At 53.7% G+C, this 17,288-nt stretch carries 13 protein-coding genes; all 13 read right to left on the reverse strand.

Annotation, left to right across the window (positions count from 1 at the left end; translation table 11 throughout):
- Nucleotides 1-175: 175 nt before the first annotated feature.
- The 13 genes from F556_RS0129680 to F556_RS0129740 all read right to left on the reverse strand — a co-directional run bounded on the left by F556_RS0129680 (nucleotide 176) and on the right by F556_RS0129740 (nucleotide 17,271).
- Nucleotides 176-1,339, reverse strand: a complete 1,164-nt coding sequence (locus F556_RS0129680) for a M20 family metallopeptidase (RefSeq protein ID WP_020620642.1) — start codon at nucleotides 1,337-1,339, stop codon at nucleotides 176-178.
- Nucleotides 1,340-1,354: 15 nt separating this feature from the next.
- Nucleotides 1,355-2,458 (reverse strand): alanine racemase, encoded by a 1,104-nt coding sequence (locus F556_RS0129685; protein ID WP_020620643.1) that lies wholly within the window; start codon nucleotides 2,456-2,458, stop codon nucleotides 1,355-1,357.
- Nucleotides 2,459-2,461: 3 nt separating this feature from the next.
- Nucleotides 2,462-2,923 carry a RidA family protein gene (locus tag F556_RS0129690; RefSeq protein ID WP_020620644.1) on the reverse strand — a complete coding sequence of 154 codons (462 nt, stop codon included), beginning with the start codon at nucleotides 2,921-2,923 and terminating at the stop codon, nucleotides 2,462-2,464.
- Nucleotides 2,924-3,007: 84 nt separating this feature from the next.
- Complete coding sequence (locus tag F556_RS0129695; RefSeq protein ID WP_020620645.1) at nucleotides 3,008-4,381, reverse strand: alpha-L-fucosidase; 1,374 nt, start codon at nucleotides 4,379-4,381, stop codon at nucleotides 3,008-3,010.
- 51 nt (nucleotides 4,382-4,432) lie between these two features.
- On the reverse strand, nucleotides 4,433-6,115 hold the full coding sequence (locus F556_RS0129700; protein WP_020620646.1) for an ABC transporter substrate-binding protein: 1,683 nt from the start codon (nucleotides 6,113-6,115) through the stop codon (nucleotides 4,433-4,435).
- Nucleotides 6,116-6,135: 20 nt separating this feature from the next.
- On the reverse strand, nucleotides 6,136-7,035 hold the full coding sequence (locus tag F556_RS0129705) for a carbohydrate ABC transporter permease (RefSeq protein ID WP_020620647.1): 900 nt from the start codon (nucleotides 7,033-7,035) through the stop codon (nucleotides 6,136-6,138).
- 13 nt (nucleotides 7,036-7,048) lie between these two features.
- Nucleotides 7,049-8,023, reverse strand: a complete 975-nt coding sequence (locus F556_RS0129710) for an ABC transporter permease (RefSeq protein ID WP_020620648.1) — start codon at nucleotides 8,021-8,023, stop codon at nucleotides 7,049-7,051.
- 250 nt (nucleotides 8,024-8,273) lie between these two features.
- Nucleotides 8,274-10,595 (reverse strand): helix-turn-helix domain-containing protein, encoded by a 2,322-nt coding sequence (locus F556_RS0129715; RefSeq protein WP_020620649.1) that lies wholly within the window; start codon nucleotides 10,593-10,595, stop codon nucleotides 8,274-8,276.
- 579 nt (nucleotides 10,596-11,174) lie between these two features.
- Nucleotides 11,175-11,777 (reverse strand): DNA-3-methyladenine glycosylase, encoded by a 603-nt coding sequence (locus F556_RS0129720; protein ID WP_020620650.1) that lies wholly within the window; start codon nucleotides 11,775-11,777, stop codon nucleotides 11,175-11,177.
- Nucleotides 11,778-11,802: 25 nt separating this feature from the next.
- On the reverse strand, nucleotides 11,803-12,612 hold the full coding sequence (locus F556_RS0129725; RefSeq protein ID WP_020620651.1) for a response regulator transcription factor: 810 nt from the start codon (nucleotides 12,610-12,612) through the stop codon (nucleotides 11,803-11,805).
- A gap of 113 nt (nucleotides 12,613-12,725) precedes the next feature.
- Nucleotides 12,726-14,408, reverse strand: a complete 1,683-nt coding sequence (locus tag F556_RS0129730; RefSeq protein WP_020620652.1) for a sensor histidine kinase — start codon at nucleotides 14,406-14,408, stop codon at nucleotides 12,726-12,728.
- 104 nt (nucleotides 14,409-14,512) lie between these two features.
- The gene (locus F556_RS0129735) at nucleotides 14,513-16,165 is read right to left on the reverse strand and encodes an ABC transporter permease (RefSeq protein WP_020620653.1); all 1,653 of its coding nucleotides are present in this window, start codon (nucleotides 16,163-16,165) and stop codon (nucleotides 14,513-14,515) included.
- Nucleotides 16,162-17,271 (reverse strand): ABC transporter ATP-binding protein, encoded by a 1,110-nt coding sequence (locus F556_RS0129740; protein ID WP_026297576.1) that lies wholly within the window; start codon nucleotides 17,269-17,271, stop codon nucleotides 16,162-16,164. Before F556_RS0129740 ends, F556_RS0129735 begins: the two co-directional genes overlap by 4 nt.
- Nucleotides 17,272-17,288: the final 17 nt, after the last annotated feature.

Genomic DNA, 17,288 nt, shown 5'->3' on the forward strand with positions numbered 1-17,288 from the left:
CATGGGTTATTATACTAGCTAGCAAGATTACCCATCTATCGATTTGTGTTATGAAAATATAAAGATATTGATAAGGTCTGTAGCACAATTTACATAACTTTAATGCTGCCCAGCACAAAGAAACCGCTCTCCTCCTTTTGGAAGAGAACGGCTTCTTCGGCTTACATTCAATTTGTTACGCTTGCCAATTCCGAATCAGATCGAGCAGGATATCTTCTGCCTGCTCAACCTGACTGAGCTCCACCCACTCGTCGGATGTGTGAGCCTGAGCAATACTCCCGGGACCGAAGACGACGGTCGGCACGCCTACCCGGACCAGCTTGCTGGCATCGCTGCAATAGGGGGCGCCTAGCAGCTGCACGCTCCCCATATGCGAAGTCGCACTGGCAGCGAGCCGACGCACTAGCGGGTGATCAGAGGCCGTTTCCATGGCATAGTCCAGGATGAACGGTTCGCTAACCCCAACCCGCAGCCCCGGCGTACGTGCCGAGAGCGCCAGCAAATCATCTCGGATCGACGCCCATACTTCCATCGGTTCTTCCCCCGGAACCGTCCGGCGATCGATTGTAATCTGGCAGCGGTCTGGGATGACATTGGGTGAACGACCGCCGTGAATTTGAGTTACTGAGCACACAGGCGATCCGACCATAGGATGGACAAGCTCTGATCGAAGACGAACAGCCTCTTCTCTTACATATCGAATGACAGCCGTCATCTGTTCAATCGCATTAATGGCATGCTCCGGCTCCGAGCTATGACCCGCCACACCTTCGACCTCGACGAAGAAACGAATCACGCCTTTGTGCGCCGTCACAATCTGCAATTCCGTGGGCTCACCAACAATCGCTGCGGCATAGGACAACTCACCCTGCTCAATCCGCCGGGCAAGCTCGGCGACGCCTCGATAATGAACCTCCTCATCCACAACGGTAGCGACATGAACATTGACTGGCAGTGGCTCCCCACTTATATGCAGCTTCTCCACAACGGCGAGCATCGCCGCGAGCGAGCCTTTGGTGTCACAAGCCCCCCGGCCATACAATCGGCCATCTCTGCATTCGCCAGCATAGGGCGGGATGGTCATGCCCTCCGTCTGCACGGTATCCATATGCGCCTCCAGCAGCAGTGTAGGCAGATGATCTCCCTGATGGAGCCGCACGATTACATTATCCCGTCCAGCCGCAGCTTCCTGGACCTCGAAGGGCAAGCCGAGCCGTTCACAAAACGTCTGAACATACCGACTGATGCCCGCCTCACCCGTGCCTCCCGGCAGTGCCGGGTTAATACTTGGAATCCGGACTAGCTCCTGCAGCAGTTGAATGACCCGTCGTTCCTGCATGATATTCCTCCCCAATTAATCGACGCAGCCCCGTGCATCTATGACAATCCATTCTTCCAGCTTGCCTTGCCGTACGCCGGCTACCCGATCGCACAGATTCGGCAGCACACAGGCATGGTTAGGAATGATCTCCATCCGGTCTCCAACCTTGAGCTCCGCCTGATTCGGCGGGTAGCGGACGAAGCCATGCTCTTCATTGAGCGATTCGATGCGGAGGTCCGGCTGTCCGACGATCATGCCGAAGCCTTCCCGATGATGCGCCTTGTCACTGGTCAGCGTCTTCGTTCCGGCATCGATGGTGGCATAGCCTGGCATTGGCGTGCTCACGACTGTGGCAATCACCCGCAGCGCACAGTCCTCTTCCCGGGCCAGCCCCATAGCAACGCCTGATGCATCAAAGAAAACGTAGTTGCCTGCGCGCACCTCTGTGACGCCGGTCAGCTCCTCGCAGTACAATCCAGATGGCGAGGAGCCGGTACTGATAATCTCCGCCGGCAATCCCGCCGCCCGGAGACTCGCGGCCATCTCACGCATACATTGGGCTTCGCGCTGGACAGCGGAGCGAAACCCCTGCTCGGAGGACTCGCGGTAGATGGCGCCAAAATACCCCATCAATCCGCACAGCTCCAATCCCTGCATGTCGGACACCAGACGCGCGAAGCTGACGGTGTCATCTCCCGGCTGGCGTCCACCTCGGTGCAAGCCCCCGTCAATCTCGACCAGCACCCGGAGCGGCCGACCACTCTCTCTGCCAACACGTGCCAGCCCTTCAGCAGCAATGAGGCTGTCAACCGTCACGATGAGTTCCGCTTGTTGATGCAATGCTGCGAGCCGTCTTAGCTTGTCCTCGCCCACTATAGGATAAGCAATCAACAGCTTGTGGATGCCAGCTGCCGCTAACGCCTCGGCCTCCGACAACTTGGCTGTCGTGATGCCCACTGCGCCTGCAGCCAACTGCCGCCGGGCTACGGCGGCCGACTTGTGCGATTTACTATGTGGCCGGTGCTGAATGCCGCTGCTGCGCAAGCGCTGTGCCATCGCGGCAATATTGGCTTCCATGATATCCAGATCGATGATGACAGCTGGGGTACTCAGATCGGCATAAGCCTCCCTAGCCATCTGCTACTCCACTTCTACAATCAGCTCAATTTCGACGGGCGTATCAAAAGGCAGCTCATTGGCCGAAATCGCCGAGCGCGCATGACGTCCTTTTTCCCCGAGCACGTCAACCAGCAGGTCAGAAGCGCCATTAATGACATACGGCTGTTCCACAAAACCATCCGCACTGTTGACAAAAGCGAGCATCTTAACCACCTGCTTGATCCGATCCAGCTCACCCAGATGCGCCTTCAGCACCGTCAGCAGATTGATCGCCACCTGCCTGGCTGCTGCATAGCCCTCCTCTACCGACAAGTCACTGCCCACCTTGCCCGTCATCATCAGGACACCATCAATCCGGCAATCATTGCCCGAGGTATACACAAGCGAACCCACCTGCTTGGCCGGTACGTAATTAGCGGCGGCCGGAGGAACCTCCCCCAGGACAATCCCAAGCTCCGCCAATCTTTGCTCTACTGCTCCCATATTCACCGCTCCTTTTTAAATCCTTGTTCTAGAGCGTGTCTGCAACCCGCCGAGGTTGTAGACACACCCTAGCAAGCTACCTGCTTAGCGCTCCTCACCATTCGCATAAACCGAATTTCCCCGTACTTTCGCCCACTGTGCAATCCGCGACGGATCGCCTTCCCACAGCCGCTCCCGTCCCCACTGATTGGCCGCCGGCCGATCTTTGCACGTAATCCGGATGACCGGGAACAGCGACGTCGGCGATTCCACCGGCAGTCCATCGATGTATAGCACTTCCCCATCCTGGCGGAATGACAGCTCCTGGCCTGTGGTCAGCAGCGTGACGGCTTCGACCGGTGTCACCAGATCGGCCAGCCTCAGCTGCGGACGGCCGTCCCAGAACCGGATGATCAGATACAAGTGGTTTTCTCTCGTCGTCTGCCAGCCCCGAGTGATGAATTCTGTGACCGATCCACCGTCCGTCCCGTAGACCGCCTCGCCGTGCACTTCGAGCCACCGGCCAATCTGCATCGCCCGCTCCACGAATTCTGGCGGCAGCTGCCCGTCAGCCATCGGCCCCACATTGAGTAGCAGGTTGCCGCCGCCTCCTGTAGGACCGCCGCCCTTCTGCACACAGTCGACGAGCATATCCAGCAGTACATCCGCAGGACGCCACCGCTCGCCGATTGAATGGCTCCAGAGGCGCCAGGTCGTCACCTGGCACGACTCCCACAAGCGGCGGTCATCTGGCACGATGACATGCTCTGGCGTACCGAAGTCACCCAAGGTGTCCGAATCACCGGCACCAACGCCACCATCTGCACGGAACCCGTCATGCTGCTCCGAATACCCGAGCCGGTTGTTGACCAGAATATGGGGCTGCAACCGCCGCATTTCTTCCAGCAATTCGACACTTCCGAGCTCATCGGCATTGCGGGGCCAGACCCCATCGAAGAAGAAGTGGTCAATACGGCCATAGTTTGTCAGCAGCTCTTTGACCTGATTATGCAGGTAATTGCGCACCGATTCCCAGCCTTGCGGATCCTTCTGAGGCCCGTCAAAGTAAGCCGGCAGCCGCCAGTCAATCCAAGAGTAGTACAGGCCCACCCGCAGCCCTTCTGCGCGGAAAGCCTCGACGTACTCACGGACAAAATCCCGTCCCGCCGCTTGGCGGGCGCTGGAATAATCCGTATAGGCGCTGTCCCACATACAGAAGCCATCATGATGGCGGGTGGTGAAGCAGGCATATTTGAAGCCTGCGGCCTTGGCCGTCCGTGCCCACAGACGGGCATCGAAGTGCTCAGGATTCCAGTTACAAGCCATCTCGGCATATTCCTGATGATCGAGATGCTCCCGGAACAGCACCTGCTCCCCTCGGCCGTAGACGGCATAAGGTCCCCAATGGATGAACAGGCCATAGCGGCTGTCCGTGAACCATTGCCAGTAGTCAGGAATCTTCTGTTTCGTATCAGTCATCGTATCCAGTCCCTTCTTGAGTTAGATGTTACTTCGTGATGGGCAGCGGACCTAGGAAGTAGCATCCATATTGGCATCGTACGCTTCCTGATACACCTGCAGATAGCGCTCCAGATTCATATTGGCCAGGGTAGACAGGTAGTTGTCCCACTCGGCATCAATATTCGCATTGCCTGTAATGAAACGAGCATTCATCTCGCTCACGTAGTCATAAATCGTCTTCTGCAGGTCGGCGATTTCTTCGGTCTGCTCCGTCGTGAAGAAGAGCGGCGGCATGACCATGCTCGCATCGACCCGGTACGGTTCGTATTTATCCTTGGTTTCGTTGTAGAGCATTGTGCCCAGCGGATTGTCGGGATCGGCCGCTTCGCCCAGACGCAGCGAGTTCGGACGGTAGTTGGGCCCGGTCTGGGACCAATGCTTGTTCTGTGTAACACCGAAGCCGGAGTTGTCCTTGTACACCGCCTGCTCCCCATTCAGTCCGAGCACGCCATCCTCCGCATACTCCCAATCCACGCCCGGCTCGCCGAAGTTAAGACGCAACGTCATCTCACGCTCATACAAGGCGTCGGCCAGACGGAATGCCGCTTCCGGGTTAGATGCCGCCGACGTAATAACGAATTGGCCGCCAGCCACCTGATACGGATCATACTGAGTCAGTTGTACACCATCCGGTCCTGCAAGGGGCGGCACAGCGACATATTCCAGCCAGCGACCACTGCTGCCGTTAAGCTGCGAGACCGCGCTCATATTCGGGCCAGTGGCTGCGCCAAGAATCGGCGTGCCCGGGTTCTCACCCAACTGTACGAGCTGGTTGGCATCCTGAGTCAGCGCCTGCGGATCCATTAGGCCGTCCGCATATAGACCATGCAGGTATTTCAGCCCTTCCTTCCAGCCGTCTTTGTTGTAGGGGACATCGACTTGCCCTTCCTCATTGATATACACCCGGGTATACGGCGCATAGGTAAAAGAATTCATCAGGAAATTCTCAACGCTCGTCGTCAACGTAGAAGAGGCGTCGGCCATTGGCGCTCCGGAGAATGGAATTTCATCTGCCTGTCCGTTCCCGTTGGGATCCTGGGTTTTGAAGGCCATCAGCACTTCCCGGAACTCTTCGGTTGTAGTTGGCATGTCCAGTCCCAGCTCATCCAGCCACGGCTCATAAATCCACATTTTCTGACGCATCGAGCAGTGATAGCACTCGTTCGGGGCAGGCAGCGCGTAGATGTTGCCATCAGTCGTCGTAATCGCCGCTTCGACGAGCGGGCTTTCTTCGAACATCTTTTTCGTATGGATGCCGTACTGCTCGATATAATCATTGAGCGGCAGGAAGACCCCTTGCTGACCATAGAGCACCTGCTGCTCCGGACTGACGTTCATGCTCATGATGACATCGGGCAGATCGCCGCCGGCGAGCGTCAGATTGAGCTTCTCCGCTACCGAGCTGGCGGGCACGACCTCCCATTCAATATGCACATTCGTTAATTCCTCCAGATAGGCGGTGAATTCATTGGTGCGGAAGTCCTCGACCGCTGCATTGGCACTTGTCATCACACGGATCGTCGTCTTTTCTTCGGTAATCGGGAACTCGCCAGCTGCGCTGACCGTCTGGACACCCTCCCCTTGACCACTAGCAGCTTCATTGTCGTTATTGCCGTTGTTGCTGCAAGCCGCCAGCAGCCCCGCAGACATGGCCAGACAGAGCATCAAGGCCCATACAGATTTCTTCTTCATCTTGAATTCCTCCCCCGGATTTATCCTTTTAATGAACCAATCATGACGCCTTTGACAAAGTACTTCTGGACAAACGGATAGAGTATGAGCAGCGGTACCGACGCCACAACGATCAAGGAATACTTGAGCAGCACCCGCATGGCTTCCCGACGCGCCGCATCCTGCGGATCGCCGCCGAACATCGTGTTGTCCATATCATTACTGATAAGGATATCCTTCAGTACCAGCTGAAGAGGATAGAGCGACTGATCCTTGAGATAGATCATGGCATTGAAGTACTGGTTCCAATTCGCCGCTGCATAGTACAGGGTGATGACGGCAATGATCGGTCCGGACAACCGGATCACGATTTGCCAGACGAATTTGAAGTCACTGCAGCCATCAATTTGTGCGGCCTCCAGCATCTCATCCGGGATGGTCATCTGGAAGTACGTTCTGGCGATAATGACATTCCACACGGTGATGGCGCTCGGAATAATCATCGACCATACCGTATTGAGCATCCCCAGATCCTTGACGACAAGATAAGTCGGGATCAGTCCGCCAGTAAACATGGTAGTGAAGATAAACAAGATCATAAACAGATTGCGGCCAAAGAAGTCTTTGCGCGAGAGCGGGTAAGCCGCAGCGATCGTCAGTACAATATTGACCAGCGTGCCAAGGACCGTATAAATGAACGAGTTCTTGAGTCCTGTCCATACTTGACTGTACTGGAAAACCGCGATATAACCCTCTAGCGTAGGGCGTACCGGCCAGAGCCATACCTCACCAGAGATCACAGCCGACGAATCGCTGAAGGAAGCACTCACGACATAAACGAGCGGGTATAGCACACTGAGAAACAACAGGGTTACGAGAACATAATTGACGATGGTGAATGTCCGGTCCTGCCAGGACTCGTTGCGAAAGCTGGTGTTCATCGCCTCTCCCCCTCTACCACAGGCTAGCCTGATTCGTTTTTTGTGCAGCCTTGTTCACGATCAAGAGCAGAATCAGGTTGATGATGGACTTGAATAGTCCGATCGCGGTGGAATATGAATAGTTGGCTACGGATGCGGACAAACCGACTTTATACACATACGTATCTATGACCTCCGAAGCGGTCAGATTGATCGGATTTTGAAGTAATAGCACTTTTTCGAAGCCTACATCAAGCATTTGTCCAGTGTTGAGAATAAGCAGGATGATGGCAATGGGCATGATGCCTGGCAGATCGATATGCCACATCCGCCTCAGCTTGCTGGCGCCGTCGACAACTGCAGCCTCGTGCTGAGCCGGATCGATACCGGCAAGTGCAGCGATGAAGATGATGCAATTGAACCCGACATGCTGCCACACATCCGACCAGACATAGATGGACTTGAACATCGAAGCATCGCCGAGAAAGTTGATCGCCTGAAAACCAAATGCCTGCAGCACCTTGTTAATGAGGCCGGTCCGTGGGTCCAGCAGCTCCTTCACAATACCGACCATAACGACGATGGAAATGAAGTGCGGCGCATAAGTAACCATCTGAATGCCCTTCTTGTAGAGTCCTTCCCGGAGGTAATTCAGCGAGAGCGCAAGCAGGATTGGAAACGGAAAGCCAGCCGCCAGATTATAAAAGCTCAGCAGCAGCGTGTTCTTGAGGATCCGCATAAAGTCATAGGAATTCACGAACCGGATAAAATGCTTCCAGCCCACCCAGTCACTTCCGGCAATGCCTTTGACGACACTGTAATCCTTGAAGGCAATCTGGGCGCCGTACATCGGGTAGTACTTGAAAATCACCAAGTAGAGAAATGGGAGCGCCATAAAGACATATAGTTGCCAGCTCCTCACCAGTTTATGGATCACGGGATGTCTTCTGGCCGGCTGCGCAATACTTCTCTCATCGGCAGGGACAGCCGTTTGATGGTTTGCCGGCATACTCAAATCACCTCACCCTTTCTTCGCAAGCTGCTTGTCCGCCCCTCCTCTTCTCCAGGGTCGCTCCCGCTTCGCAAGACAGCGGCGGGAACGTCTGGTCATAGCATAACGAGGCAGAGTGAGCAGCGTAAATGGGAAGATGGATGAGGTGTTGGCAATTGTTAAGAATGAGGAATTAACCGCTGATTAATGCTGTGCAATTCTTAAGAATGAGTCCTCTCACCCCTTACGGGACAAGGGTTTGGACCCATCAGAGTTGGTTGCCGGTCTCCAGGCTGCGGTATGCTGTAGCACTTAATCCGGTCTCTCTCTTGAACGCCCGGCAGAAGGTATTGGAAGAATAATAGCCCGCTAACTCGGCAATCCGGTTAATCGGCTGTGATGTGCCCACGAGCAGTTCCTTGGCCCGTCGCATTCGCAGCTGTATCAGATAGTCCGAGAAATTCGTACCGGTCTGTTCTTTGAAGAATTGGGACAGATAGACCTTGGACATGCCCAGCTCATCGGCCAGCTTGTCGAGGTTGAGATCCGGCTCCTTGTACCTCTTGTTGAGCGATTCAACCATCATGTCCACCAATTCGTGATTACGGCTTTTCTTGCGTTGATCAAGCGTATGACACATCTGGGCAAATCGATCCGCCAATGCCTTATACAGCTCATGCGGATCTGTGGTACTCGTCAATTGTTGGAACAAAGTGCGAACGGCTTCGGGCTGTTCGGCTTGCAGCTGATCATGAACCTTGACGAGACAGCCTGCAACCTCGCACAGGAACAGCTGCTGCATGGACAGCGGCAGATGCCGCCGGATGAAATTCTCTTCGCGGATCCCTTCGAGCAGTCTGGCTAGCTCGTCGCTTTCACCGGCCTTGGTATAGTTCATTAACCGCACTTCAATTTCACCAGGGAAGTAGTAGCCGCTTGACTCATTGGGCAGTTCCTCAAACCAGATGATTTTGCGGCTGCTGTGCATTTCTGTATGGAACAGGGCTTGACGGGCCTCCTCATACGAGCTGGACATTTCCAAAAGAGAACGATACGTACCACCAAGAGCGACGACAATTCGCTCGGACAACACACCTTCCATCTGCTGATGCAGATGCTCGATAAGCGAGGCGATACGCGATTGAAAATCATCGACGCTACCGCCCCGGTCTACAAGCAGCAGTGTTATCCGATCCTCGGCTATATCATGGACATAGCCTTCGTTCCCCAAGAGATCTCGGAGCGCCTCCTTGACGAGCACCCGCTCCAAATCCAGATGACGAAGCCGATTTTCTCCTGCTTCCTGGCAGCCGCCCCGCAAGCGAATGATGCCGATGGCATAACCCTTCCCATGCAGGTCAACTCGCTGATGGCTCAGCAGCGTATTAATCTGCTGCATCGTTACAAATTCGCCTTTGAGCAGCCGCTCAAAAAAGGTATCCCACACAAGAGGCGCCTGTTTTTCCATCTCTAATTCCAGCTGCCGGTTATTATCAATCAGCCCGGATACTGCTTGCTGGATAAAGCCATACACATCGCCGGGTCGCTGAGCCTGACCGCTGACCCGTTCATTCAGGGTTGTGACAATGCCGAGCAGCGGCCGGCTGTTGCGATAGGCGAGCCAACCTGCGAGCAGCAGGCCGATGAACAAAAACAGCCCAACCAGTGCAAAAGTAATTTTCTTAATATACAATACCTTCTCGAGCACCACATGGGGTGGTTGGGCGACCACATAGGACCATCCAGTATCAGGGGATGTCGTATAAGAAATCATCATGCCGTCCGTTCCTTCCGATGGCTTGAGAATCCCACGTCTGGCCGGCAGCTCAGCTATCCCCTCGGGCCCAGTCATATCCTGACCTATTGAGGAAATCACCCGCCCCTCTCTGTCTCTGATGGATGCCCACCCGCCCTGTGAGAGATCCACCCCCTGCAGCAAAGACAGCAGCTGGCTGTTATCCACCAGAATCGCGATCGCGCCATTCACCCGGTTAGGGTAGCCCATAGACTGCATATATGTCATCATCGTCCGGGGCTTATTCTGATAGGTCACCTGTCTCACGGGCTGAAATTCGCGATTATAATAACGGTCGAATAGCTCCTCTCTCCATGTCTCATAGTCCGTACCGTCGTAACTGAGCAACTGATTATAAAATCTTGGCATCTCGTAGGTAGTCTTCGAGGAGAGGACAAGACCGCTGTTTTTGAAGAATAGGAAGTAGTCTACAATAAAATTGTTGGATACGTTGTAGGAATAGAGCCGCTGCTGTGTCTCTAACACGCGATACGTATTGGCACCCTCAAACGGTTTGTCGATTCGTTGAAAGCCGCTGATCTGCGGATCATTCATAATCTGAAAAGCAATACTGTCAATCTCCGAAATCCGCCGGTCCAGAGTATCCCGAACCTGATCGAGCAGCTGCAGATTGGCTCCCGTCACTTCATTCTCAACAACCTCATAGGTCCGGTCATAGAGCAAATAGCCCAATAATAACGTAAGCAGCATAAAGAAACCGTAAGGGATGATGAATCGGATAAACCAGCGGTGCTGCCGCAGACTAAGTAGACGTTTGAATGGATGCCTTGTCACACATTCCCCTCCCAAGTCACTCACTAGACATGTTATTTATATGTTAATTATAAGGAAATAATTTTATTTTATATGTTATAAATTATAACACCTAATAAGAATGAAGCGGTAAGAAAATGAACGATGTCGTATACATCCTACTAGAAAGCGCTAACAAAATCGAGTATTGTTTCAATTTTATAATTTATTGCGCCTTTAAAAATGGTGAAAGCTTGTAACTAAACTTGATTTTTCATATTCGTTGGTTTATTTCCTGATTCTGACGGACGCCAAGGTGCCTTACAGCGGACAACCAGCGGGTCGCCGAGCAAATAGAGGAAGAAAGGTGCGCTACTGAGCGAGCGTGCTGGGAATGCGAGCAAATAAAGGAACAAAAGTGCGCTACAGCGGGCTGAGGTCGGTGATATGAGCAAATAAAGGAACAAAGGTGCGCTACATCGAGCTGAGGTCGGTGATATGAGCAAATAGAGGAACAAAAGTGCGCTACAGCGAGCTGAGGTCGGTGATATGAGCAAATAGAGGAACAAAGGTGTCTTACCGCCAAAACGTAAAGTTTTGCAGGTGCTCTCTATGCTTTCACTACCGCGACTTATACCGGCTGGTCGCATCCCAAAACCGCCAAGGGTACTCCCGCGCTTCGCCACTGCCCTCGATGCCGATGCGTGGTCCGCTGGTGATATCGCTGAGCTCCCGGCCCTCGGCGATATAGAGCGGAGGGAGGAACAACGGACTGCCATAGTCAGCCGGCGTAATGCCCAACGCCTTGGTCAGCTTGCCCGGACCGCTTGTCAGTTGTTCCGGTTTAGCCACTGGCCGTCTAGCGTGCATCAGATCTAGGCCAATTGAAGGCTCAACGGCCCGAATCAGCACCGCCTCGGGGTGCTCCTCCTGACCGCTGACGACATTGACGAGGCAATGGGTATGCATGACATACGTATAGGCATAGCCAGGAGGACCGAACATGACCTCCGTGCGGGCCGTGCGGCGGTTATTGAAACTGTGGGCAGCACGGTCGCCTGGTCCGATGTAGGCTTCAGTCTCCACGATCCAACCAGCAGTGATGCCCTCTTCCGTCTCCTTCACCAATTGCTTGCCAATTAACGATTGCGCCAGCATGAGTGTCGGTTGGTCAAACCACGCCTGTGGCAGCGGCTGCGGTTTTGTCATCTGCGTATCCATCATTCCGCTATCCCTCCTTGCCCATGGCCTATTTGTGCGATTCATCAACAGCTTGCGGCGGATGGCCGAACCGCTCCTGGAACTGCCCCGGTGTGCAGCGGGCATACTTCTTGAAGATGGAGATGAAGTATTTATAGTCCCGGAACCCCACCTCGGTCGCAATCGTATAGACCTTCCCCTCGCCCCGCTTCAAGCGTTCCATTGCCTGCTGCACACGATACCGGTTCAGGAAATCATTGAAGGTATACGTGGTTTCGCTCTTGAACTTGCGATTCAAGTAGGTCGAGCTGATGTCCAACTCTTCGACGAGGTCGCCCATGCCGATCTTCTCCGCATAATGCTCCTGTACATATTCAATCATGCGCGCGACATACCGCGAAGCCTTGGTTGGCAGCTGCATCGGCGTCAGGTTCAGCCCATCTGCCGGATCGTCGGATTTTTGCCGCATGGCATCGTAATTCCGCTTCATCTCGACCTGATGCTTGGCTCTCTCCAGTGCATCTCGCAGCTGATCCGGATCGAGCGGCTTAAGCAGATACTCAGTTACCCCCAGGTGAATGGCTTGTTTAGCCAACTGAAATTCATTGTAGCCTGAGATGATAATATAGCTGCAATCCGCTTCCTCACCCGCCTGCTCGATCATCTCGATTCCGCCCAGAATGGGCATATTGATATCGGCAATGACAATGTCCGGGGCGAACTCACGAATCTGACGCAGCCCTTCCTGTCCATTGGCTGCCTCTCCAATAACCAGACACCCCGCCTGCATCCAGTCATAGGTGTAGCGGAGACCGGTACGAATCATTTCTTCGTCTTCCACCAGCAGAACTTTGTACATCGTGAACCTCCTATAAGTTTTCCGAAGGAAAACTCACTTCGGAAGCATACGCTCAAGTTTTCCGAAGGAAAACTCACTTCGGAAGCATTCGCTATCCGGATTTGCAACGCGAGTCAGACATGATAAGGGATACGGATAACGACGCTGACACCGTCGGCCGGTGCATGATCAATGGCTATTCCATACGGTTCTCCATAGAGCAAGACAAGTCGCCGATGGAGATTATACAATCCGATATGCGGTGACCGGTTGTCCTCCTGTGCCAGGATGGATTGCACCTCCTTCAGCCGTTCCACGCTCATGCCGCCGCCATTATCTAGAATAGTGACCTCCAGCTCTCCATTGACGACAGTCGCCTCCACTTCGATATGCAGACATTCCTTGGCCCGATACCCGTATTTAATGGAATTCTCAATGACAGCCTGCAGCAAAAGTCGCGGTACGAGCGCTTCACCAGCATTCTCGTTCACGGTCAGAGTATAGGTCAACCGCTCCTTGAAGCGGATTTGCTGCAGTCGCAGATAATCGGCCACGTAGTTCAGATCCTCCTGCAGCGGCACGGTTGCCCCGTCGGTACAGATGCTATAGCGGAGCAGCCGGGAGAGGATGAGCACAATATCCTGCGCCTGCCGGTTATCCACCACAATGGCATATTTAAGCGTCTCAAGAACGTTGAAGATAAAATGCGGGTGAAATTGGGATTGGAGATGCTTCACCTCAATGACTTGACGGAGCTCCGACAGCTCCTCATTTTTGTGCATCAACTCGTTGAGACGCTTCAGCATGATATTGTACTGGTTGGCCAGGGTCTCGAACTCATCTCCTGTACCGATATAGACAAAGGACTGCAGATTGCCCCGCTGCAGCTGATGCACTGCATGGATCAGCTTGTCCACAGCTCTGCTCTGACGTGAAGCGATGACACGTGCGAGATAACGAATCAAGAACCAGAGCAACAGGCTTGCGATAACGAAAAAGACGGCCAGCGATAGATACCGATACGCATTCGTCTGGATCGCATTGAGCGTGTATATTTTCCACTGCCCTCCTGAAATGGCGGCTTCATTCATATAATAGCGTCCGTCGCCAATGCGCACGTAACCACTCTCGTCATAACTGGGGCGGAACTTGCCGAGCAATCCCTTCACAATATTGTTGGTCGTCGCGATCACTGTATTATAACGATCGGTGACAATCGCAATTTCATTATTTTGACGAAAAATCAGCTTCTGAAAGTCTTCATCATACAGCTGATAAATCAGGTAGCCGACACGGGTATCGCCGCTCCGAATCTCCCGCGCCACCGTATAGGCTGTATACCGGTCATGCGCATAACGGACCACATTGGTTTCAGACAGCTCCGCTGCAGTCATGCGGGACATTCTCGTTACAATCGCTTGCAGGGCAGTCTCTGCCGCTGACTGCAATTGACCTGCGGAGGAGGCGACCATCTCGCCGTCACGGTTCATGATATGCATCATGCTGCGTACATCCTGTGCATTATTGAAGGCATAGAAGGCTTCGTAGACCAGGTAGCTGTCCACACCCGACTCCGTGAACCGGATCACCTCCGGCAGCTTCGCCATTCGTTCACTCTCTTCCCAATACGCCCCATAAACCGATTCCAGCGAGATACGGATATTCGTGCCCGCTTCCTTGGTTTGATTCACGAGGATTAATCTCGCATTAATGATCGTAAATACAAGAAACAACAAGAACAACAGCGAGATCGGCACCAGGGTGTAGCGCATCACCATGCGTCGGATGGAATCCTTGAAGTTGTTCCGCTTGTCCATCGTCCCGCCCCCCGTCAGCTGAATCTCTATCCTATTTGTATACAAAACAGTATAGCATGGCCTATAGAAAAAAACCGACACTCCCACGGGAGGCCGGCCTGGAATTACATGGTAACTTCCTTCTTGCCCGAGAGCTTGAAGAAGATGAGTAAAGAAATGACCGTAATGACCGTCAGCATCGTCGACAACGCCGCAGCGACGCCATAATTGCCCCGGATGACCTCCGTATAGACGGCAACCGTCATCGTCCGGGTACGGCCAGTATAGAGAATGATCGACGTACTGAGCTCGGTAATAATACTGATCCAGCTCAGGATGGCGCCCGCAATGACACCGGATATCATCATCGGCACAGTCACCTTGAAGAAGGTCTTCATCGTTGAGGCGCCCAGGCTGATCGCAGCCTCCTCAATGCTGTCATTGACCTGATGCAGGACCGCAGCACTGGAGCGAATCGTATACGGCAAGCGGCGAATAACGAAAGCAATGATAAGAATGGCTGCTGTACCGCTCAGGACGAGCGGCTGTTTGTTGAAGGTAACGAGCAGCGCGATGCCCAGGATCGAACCCGGGACAATATAAGGAAGCATGGTGAACGTGTCGAGCACGCCAGCGACCGCTCCTTTTCTTTTGACCGTCGCATAGGCAATCAGCACAGCTGCCAGAATAATAATGACAATGGAGATTCCCGCCAGCATGAACGTATTAAAGATCGAATCCCCGATTTTGGAGAAGGCATCACGGTAGCTATCCAGGGAGTACCCGTCGACGAAAATACGGCCTGACGTCTTGAGGAAGGATGTATACGCTACATAGACCTGCGGCATCATGGCGATCGCTGTGAATCCATAGACAACGGTATGCGCCAGGACGTTAACCCATCCTTTACGCGGTTGCGGCTCAATGGGATTGAGTGCGCTCATACTGAAGGACTTGCGATTGGCTATATACTTCTGAATCAGGAAGACGGCTGTCGCGAACAGCACGACGATGACACTGATCGCAGCTGCAAAACCGTCGTCCCCGCCCACTTCGCTGATAAACTCATTGAATATGAGTACCGGCACTGTACGGTAGCCTTCCCCGATCAGCATCGGTGTACCGAAGTCGGCAAAAGCGCGCATGAACACGAGCAGCCCACCGGCCAGCAAGGTTGGGGTAATTAGCGGGACTAGTACTTTCCACATCTTCCGAATGCCGGTGCAATTCATACTCTCGGCCGCCTCCATCAAGGAGTGGTCGACATTCTTGAGCGCTCCGGACACATACATGAAGATAAGCGGCGACAACTGCAGCGTAAGGACCAGCAGAATGCCGCTGAAGCCGTAGATATCCGGCAGCTGCAGACCGAAGACGTCGCGGAAGAAACCGGTGATGACACCATTGCGGCCGAGCAGCAAAATCCAGGCGTACGCGCCAATGAACGGCGCGGACATCGAGGAGATCAGAATCAGAATACGGATCGTCCCGCTCCCTTTGATGCGGATGGTTGACATGATATAGGCAAGTGGGCCTGCGATGAGAACGGATAATAGCGTAACGCTGACAGTCACTTTGATACTGTTCCACACGGCATTCATATAATAGGCGCGACTGAAAAACTTCTGGAAATAGGCGAGGGAAAACTCACCGGTCGTGCCATCGAAGAAGCTGTTGATGAGCAGCATGAAGAGCGGCAGCGCCAAAAACACAAAATATCCGATGAAGATCAGTGTCGTAATGAGCGTCCAGATATCCCACCTTCTGACCCCGCTCATGGTCTTGCTCCTGCCGTGAGATTTACTTCGCCCGTTTCGTCATAAACATTGATCTTGCGCGTATCGATCTTGAGGCGAACCTGGTCGCCCTGCGCCAGCTCCTGACCATGCGTCGACTGCTCGATCATCTCGATCCGCTGGCCACTCTCCAGCTCCACATGGGCATGGGTGTGCAGCCCGAGGAACATGCTGCTGACGATGCGTCCGGGCAGTCCCGTACCATCCTCGGAGAGAATGAATTCCTCCGGACGTACAGATAATTTCACCGGTAGGGGTTCTTGCGACACGCGTGGAATACCCGTTGGAATCGGCGGCAGCTGCTCCGCATAACCGGATCCGATACGCAGCAGCGGGGCAGCGGACTCCCCTGATAGCTCTGCATTGATAATGTTTGTCCGGCCAATGAAGGTAGCGACGAATAAATTGGCTGGCCGTTGGTAGATATCCCGCGGTGTACCCACATGCTGGATAATCCCAGACTTCATGACAGCAATCCGGTCGGATACCGCCATTGCCTCCTCCTGGTCATGAGTTACATAGACGGTGGTGATGCCCACTTCCTGCTGGATTTCCTTGATGGCGTTACGCATCTCGATGCGCAGCTGGGCATCCAGGTTGGAGAGCGGCTCATCCATGAGCAGAACATCCGGTCGGATTACTATCGCTCTTGCCAGTGCGACACGCTGCTGCTGGCCGCCGGAAAGATTTTTGGGCATCCGTTCGCGGTACTGGCTGATTTGGACAACATTGAGGATGTCATCGATCCGCTGTTTCATTTCCGGCTTTGGCACTTTGCGATTCTGCAGACCAAACGCCACATTGCCGGCTACGCTCAGGTGCGGAAAGATCGCATAATTTTGGAACACCATCCCGATATTCCGTTTGCTCGGCGCCACGTTATTGATAACTTTATCATTGAAAGCGATGCTCCCGCCCTCAATACTGTTGAAGCCCGCGATCATCCGCAGCAGCGTTGTTTTGCCGCAGCCGGAGGGGCCGAGCAGGGTGAAGAATTCACCCTCCCGGATATCCAGCGACAGTTCGGGGATGACCACTGTATCTTCATATTTTTTCACAATATCTTTAAAATGAATGGCAACACTCATGAACATCTACCTGCTTT

Source organism: Paenibacillus daejeonensis DSM 15491 (genome assembly GCF_000378385.1).
In the GTDB taxonomy this organism is placed as follows: Bacteria; Bacillota; Bacilli; order Paenibacillales; family Paenibacillaceae; genus Paenibacillus_D; species Paenibacillus_D daejeonensis.